The following is a 6,268-nucleotide window of genomic DNA, read 5'->3' on the forward strand; positions in this document are numbered from 1 at the left end:
CACTAATTTCAGATTGTTTAGGGACCCCTAGATGGTTCGTGCAGGTTCATCCCTTAGAGCCCTGCCACGTGCAGTGGCTCCAGCATGGCTAATCCCCGGTGTTCTGGCCGGGGCCTGCGGTATAGCGCTGATCATTGTCCCGGCACAGATACGCCTACCGGTTGCCTGGTGCGGCCTCGTGGCAGTCGTCCTGACGGCCATCACTTCGGCTGAGACGGCGCGCCGGGCGCGCTCAGCAGAGGCGGCCCGCCATGCCCAGGCGACCGCCGGTGTGCAGCAGTACTACACGCAACGCGAAGCGGCGCTATTCGGGCGCTTGTCCGATCAGCGGGCCACCACCGTATGGCTCGCCGAAGAGCTCCTGCCCGCGGCAGTCGCCCGTCTCCAGAAGGGTGAGCCCGCGTCGGAGATCCTGCAGTCCGTTATGTTCGGGGGACATCTCGACAGCGAGTTCGCCGAAGCACTCCGGGCAGCTCTGAAGACGCTCCTGGAAGCCGTGGAGGCCGAGGAGCACACACGGGACTCCTCACAGAGGGCGTTGGTGGCGATCGCCCGTCGGGTCCAGGCCATCGTGCATCAACTCGCCAAGAACCTCCACGACATGCAGATCCTGCACGGCACGGATGTCGTAGTCTCCCACGGCCTGCAGAACGTCGACCATCGCAATGCCCTGATCGGGCGCCTTGCGGCCAGCATCGCGGTGCTGGGTAACGCCCGGCCCGGGCGTCAGTGGTCGAAGGCCATCCCTCTCTACGACATCGTGCGGGGGGCCATGTCACGCATCGTGGACTATCCACGGGTGAAGCTGCAGTCGGTGACTGAGGTGGCCGTGATCGGTCAAGGAGCCGAGCCGCTGATCCACCTGCTCGCCGAGCTGCTCGACAACGCCACGACCTTTTCACCGCCGCACACCCCGGTCGAAGTGACCGCGAGCGAGGTGCCTTCCGGTATTGCGATCGAGATCGAGGATCGTGGGGTTGGCCTCACCGAAGAGGTCCGGCAGCGCATTGACCGCGTCATGGCTCAGGCATCATCCGGCATGGATCTGGCCAACCTGGGCGAGGCGACGCAGCTCGGCCTGCCCGTGGTCAGCAGGCTGGCCCGCGAGAACGGCCTCGACGTCGACTTGCGCACCTCCGCGTACGGAGGCGTCCGAGCCGTCGTGCTCGTCCCGCGGCGCCTGATCACCACAGTTCATCAGCCTGCCCCGAAGCACACGGACGCACCGACCGTGCCAAGGCCGACAATGACGCGCGATGCTGCAGCAGATTCCGTCGAGGTCAAACAGGCCGCCAACGGACTGCCGCAGCGGCAACGGCAGTCGCCCGTCCCGACACCAGTCGTCCGCACGACTCCCCATCCCCCGGCTGCTCCGACTCCCTCCCCAGGAACAGCCGGCACAGCCCGGCGGCCGGGCCTGATCTGGGAAGCGTTCAGCGGCGAAAGACCGGGCACAGACCCTTCCAGCCAAACCAGCGAGCCATCAGATAAGGGTGAGTAACCGTGCCGCAACTGCCCAACATGGACTGGATGCTCAACGAGCTCGCTGCCAGCGTCCCGTATGTACGACACGTGATCGTATTGTCCTCGGACGGCCTGTGCATCGGTCAAGCGAACACGGAGACCGACACCGCTGACGCGATCGCCGCTGCCTGTTCAGGCATGCAGAGCCTGTCGAAGGCCATCGCGCAGAAGTTCCCTCACGGAGACGGCTCGACGCGCATGGTCGGGATCGAAGTCGACGGCGGATACTTCTCCCTGATGGCGGCCGGACCAGGGGCCTACCTCGCGGTGCTGGCCGATGAGGAAGTGGACGCAGGGTTGCTGGGCGACCGCATGCGTACCCTGGTGGTCCGGATCGGCCAGCACATGACCAGCCCGCCTCGTGATGACATCGGGCAGGCGATGTGACGTTGGAGAACCAGGGCGCATGGGATGAGGGCAGTCCCGTGCCGCTGTATGTCATCTCCGGTGGCCCGGGTCCCACAGCCAAGACCTTCGACCTGGTCACCCTCATCGCCTCGAGGTCCGCACCCGAACCCGGTATGCAGCCCGAGCAGGCGGCCATCCTCACCATGTGTCACTACCCGCTCTCGGTCGCCGAGATCTCCGCATATCTCAGCCTGCCGTTCAGCGTCGTCACGGTGCTGCTCTCCAAGCTCGTCGGTGACGAGCGAGTTGAGGCCATTGCTCCCGTTCCTGTCGCGGCGGTCCCCGAATTTGACCTTCTGGAGGCGGTGATCCATGGACTACGCAAGCTCTAACGCACCCGCCGCCGGCCCCCGCAGCTCGGACGTGCTGCTGCCGCACGGCGCCAGGGGCGTCAAGGTCGTGATTGTCGGCGGCTTCGGGGTCGGCAAGACGACCATGGTCGGGGCGGTGAGCGAGATCTCGCCCTTAACCACCGAAGAAACTATGACTCAGGCCGGCGTCGGGATCGACCACAATCCCGGGACCAAAGGCAAGAACACCACAACCGTTGCGATGGACTTCGGTCGCATCAGCATCAACGAGCAGCTGATCCTCTATCTCTTCGGAACGCCGGGACAGGAGCGCTTCTGGTTCTTGTGGAACGGCATTTTCGAAGGCGCGCTCGGCGCCGTGGTCCTCGTCGACACCCGGAGAATCGAAGTCTGTTTCGAGATCATCACCCGTCTGGAAGACCGCCGCGTCCCCTTCGTCGTGGCCATCAACACCTTCCCCGAGGCCCCGAAGCACCCGATACCCGCCCTGCGCACTGCTCTGGCCCTCAAGGAATCGGTGCCCATCATCACCTGTGACGCACGCGACCGGTCCTCCAGCCGCGACGCCCTGCTCTCACTGATGGGCTACCTGCGCACCCTCGCCGCCGCTCAGGAGTCCCCATGACCGTCCCACCCCCTGACCACACCACCACCACAGAGTCAGGGCTTACCCCGCCCCCGGGCTGCCCTGCCCACACCGCCACAGGAGCCGACGGAGTGACCCGGCTCTATGGCTCCGCTGCCGAAACCGACCCCATGGGCCTGTACGAGAAGTTGCGTGCCGCTCACGGTCCCGTGGCGCCCGTCCTGCTCGACGGGAACGTACGTGCCTGGCTCGTCCTGGGGTACCTCGAGAACCGTGATGTGGCCAGCCGCTCCACCCAGTTCTCCCGTGACTCCCGCATCTGGCACGGCTGGAAGAGTGGTGAGATCGACGCCATCACCTCGCCGCTGGTCCCGATGATCGGATGGCGTCCCGACTGCGTATCCGCTGACGGCGAAGAGCACCAGCGCCTGCGCGGCGCGGTCACGACCGGCCTCAACCAGTTCGATCAACGCGGAATCCGCCGCCACATCACCCGCTTCGCGCACCAACTGGTTGACGAATTCTGCGAAAAAGGCAAGGCGGAGCTGGTCGGTCAGTTCACCGAACACCTGCCCATGCTCGTTCTCACCCACCTCCTCGGAATGCCGGACGAGTACGGTCCCAAGCTCGTGCATGCCTGCCGGGACCTGATCAAGGGTTCCGAAACGGCGCTCGCCAGCAACGCCTATTTGCTGGAGACCCTCGAGCAGCTCGTCATCGCCAAGCGCGCCTTGCCCGGGCAGGACATCGCATCCGTACTGATGGCCCACCCGGCCAACCTCAGCGACGAGGAGGTGCAGCACCACCTGCGCCTCATCCTGCTCGCAGGTTATGAGACAACCGCCAATCTCATGGCCAACGTGCTACGCATGGTGGTCACTGACCCGCGGTTCCGCGGATCGCTAGCCGGGGGCCAGATGACCTTGCCGGAAGCAGTGGAGCAGGTGCTCTGGGACGAGCCACCGCTGATGGTGTGCCCGGGCCGCTGGGCCACCGGTGACACCTCCCTCGGAGGACAGGAGATCAAGGCGGGAGACATGCTCCTGCTGGGCCTGGCCGCCGGGAACGTTGATCAGGCGGTCCGCCCGGATCCCTCGACTCGCGTCCACCACAACCGCGCGCACCTGTCCTTCAGCGCCGGCGCCCACGAGTGCCCCGGCCAGGACATCGGCCGCGTCATCGCCGACACCGGCATCGACATCCTGCTTACTCGGCTTCCCGACATCAGCCCGGCGATTCCCGAGGAAGAGCTCAGCTGGCGCTCCTCCACCTGGACCCGCCATCTGACGGCGCTGCCCGTGAAGTTCACTTCCCGCACTTCGGAAGCCCGTGATGTGCTGGCACCGCTGCCCGCCCCGCCCGCGCCAAGCAGCGTTATGTCGGCGGCACACCAATGGCCAGTATCCGAGCCCGAGTTGATGCGCCGACCCGAACCCCGCGCCTCGTGGCGGGCCCGGCTGATGCGGTTCCTGCGGAGGCGGTAGGGCTCGCACGTCTCGCCAGACCGAGCCAGAGCCGAGGGGGCTGCCGGAGAGCCTGGGCCGGCAGCCCCTCACAGCTGGGCGGCACCAACCGAGCGCTCAAACGGTCTGGCGCAGCGTGCACGGTTTGCTCACTCGAGGCCAAGGAACCGCCAGGTTCGCTCATCCTGTGCCGGGGCGGTTCAGCCGTCCAACCAGTCGCCGCCGACTTTTGCCGGCGTATAGCCCTGGCTGTTCCACGGGAAGTGCGGGTGTGCGCACCCGAACATGTAGGCAAGCAGCGCGGTGTCTTCCTTCCAGGTCGGCGGCCGGTGCAGGACATGGAACAGGTCAGCGCCGACAGCGCCGGAGTCGATCTGGACGGCACGCGCGCCCGCCCCGCCCGCGAGCGATGCGGTGACGGCAGCGAGGTAGGTACGGCGCAAAATCTCCCAGGTGCTGTCAACGTCGCCGTGCCATTCGCCGTGGAGGCCTTCGAAGGCGGCGAGTTCGGTGTGGAGCAGCTGCCACACCTGGGGGTACTCGGTGCTGCAGCGGGCCGAGAGCAGGGTTGCGCGTGCGCCCAGGCTTTCCACTGTGGGTCGGGGGCCGGTGCGTAAGGTGACGCCGCCGGACACCAGGCCGACGCAGGCGTTGGGCTGGATACCACACAAGGGGCAGTCCTCGATTGGGGGCAGGCCGTTGGTGATGCCGTCGTACCACAGAGCGTGACGACCAGTCAGCCCCATCCAAACCATGGTGGTTCCCATGAGCCACGTATTCCACATCAGGCCGTGGGATTCCGGCATGCACCCGTATTTGACCAGGGCAATGGCGCACACCGCGTACAGGGTCTTCTCGTGGCTGGACATGGAGGACAGCCAGAAGTTGTCGATTTCCCCGGTGACGGCGTCAGCTCTGACGTCGACCATGTCGTTCAGGACGCGACACAGGACGAGCGAGGCCAGGTTCTCTTCCTGCCAGAGTTCGCTGTCGGGGGCGGTGTGCCAGAACAGGCAGTCCAGCAACTGGAGCAGGGCGTAGGTGGGCTTGTCGAACGGGGAGGACTGCGGAAGGGTGACGGTGCCCGCGGTGTGCCGTGCGAGCCAGTGCTCGTCCACGGACCGTTTGTAGGCGGCGTAGAGCCCGGAGACCACGGCGCGAACACCGTTGGTGCTAAAGCATTCGGCGAGGCCCTCCTTGACGACTTGAGTAACCTCTGCGACATCGATGGCTGTCACGGCGCGTTTGTATTCGTGAAAAACCAGGATGTCGTCCTCGTACCGGAACCGGAGGCCGAAGTCCACGTCTGAGTCGTTCATCTTCCTGGTCCATACCCAGCCGCCGGTCAGGACGCTGTCGAGTTCCTGCCGATAGGGCCACGTCTTGACAGTGAGCGGGCGTCCGTCGCTTCTGCGCCAGTCGTAATCCTCCAGGTGGCGTGGGGGTGGCGCCGGGAGCCGGGAGCAGAAGGTGCATGTGCACGGGGCCGCCTCGTCCGGGATGGGGAGCGTGGTCTGTGCCCGTTCGCGCCATGCGCCTTCCAGCATCTGGCAGGCCAGCCTGCACATCCGAACCTCGGTTTCCACGCCGGGGAACGCCTTCCGGACGACGTTGAGGCACTTGTCCAACTCACGTAGGCGTGCTGCGCCGTGTCCGTCAGGCTCGGGGAACTCCTTCGGTGCGCGGTTCAGGGCTCCTTCCACCGATAACGCTGCGGTGTTCACTTGGCGCCTTCGGGCGTCGGCCACGCTGAGGCGCGCGATGCCCTCTTCTTCGCGGCGCTTGTACTTTGTGGTGCACGGCCTGATGTTTGCCTTGATCGCCCCTTTGAGCTTGCCGCTGGTATCGCTTCGCCTCATCATTGAGGCCCCCGGTCATACAAGGCTGCCATATCTTCCGCGGCGGGAAGGCTGCCGGGTTTCATCTCCGCACCGTGAATCGGCGCCCCTTTATCCTTGAACATTGCCGTCCTCCAA

6 protein-coding genes are annotated in these 6,268 nt (G+C 65.7%); 5 read left to right on the plus strand and 1 reads right to left on the minus strand.

Translation table 11 applies throughout. The features are described 5' to 3' along the window. Positions 1-178: 178 nt before the first annotated feature. From ACZ3H8_RS40515 to ACZ3H8_RS40535, 5 genes are read left to right on the plus strand one after another with little or no spacing between them, the layout of a single operon-like run. Positions 179-1,501 (plus strand): sensor histidine kinase, encoded by a 1,323-nt coding sequence (locus ACZ3H8_RS40515; protein ID WP_467410345.1) that lies wholly within the window; start codon positions 179-181, stop codon positions 1,499-1,501. Between the two features lie 20 nt (positions 1,502-1,521). Further along, positions 1,522-1,911: a roadblock/LC7 domain-containing protein gene (locus ACZ3H8_RS40520; RefSeq protein WP_398993277.1), complete on the plus strand. Its 390-nt coding sequence runs from the start codon at positions 1,522-1,524 to the stop codon at positions 1,909-1,911. 38 nt (positions 1,912-1,949) lie between these two features. Next, positions 1,950-2,264: a DUF742 domain-containing protein gene (locus tag ACZ3H8_RS40525; RefSeq protein WP_467410347.1), complete on the plus strand. Its 315-nt coding sequence runs from the start codon at positions 1,950-1,952 to the stop codon at positions 2,262-2,264. After that, positions 2,245-2,868 (plus strand): GTP-binding protein, encoded by a 624-nt coding sequence (locus ACZ3H8_RS40530; protein WP_467410350.1) that lies wholly within the window; start codon positions 2,245-2,247, stop codon positions 2,866-2,868. Before ACZ3H8_RS40525 ends, ACZ3H8_RS40530 begins: the two co-directional genes overlap by 20 nt. After that, positions 2,865-4,313, plus strand: a complete 1,449-nt coding sequence (locus ACZ3H8_RS40535; protein ID WP_467410353.1) for a cytochrome P450 — start codon at positions 2,865-2,867, stop codon at positions 4,311-4,313. The genes ACZ3H8_RS40530 and ACZ3H8_RS40535 overlap by 4 nt, the downstream gene beginning before the upstream one ends. A 179-nt stretch (positions 4,314-4,492) precedes the next feature. Here ACZ3H8_RS40535 and ACZ3H8_RS40540 read toward each other — a convergent pair whose 3' ends face one another. Further along, the gene (locus tag ACZ3H8_RS40540) at positions 4,493-6,154 is read right to left on the minus strand and encodes a hypothetical protein (RefSeq protein ID WP_467410355.1); all 1,662 of its coding nucleotides are present in this window, start codon (positions 6,152-6,154) and stop codon (positions 4,493-4,495) included. Positions 6,155-6,268 lie beyond the last annotated feature (114 nt).

The sequence above is a fragment of the Streptomyces sp. NPDC002868 genome (genome assembly GCF_055563295.1).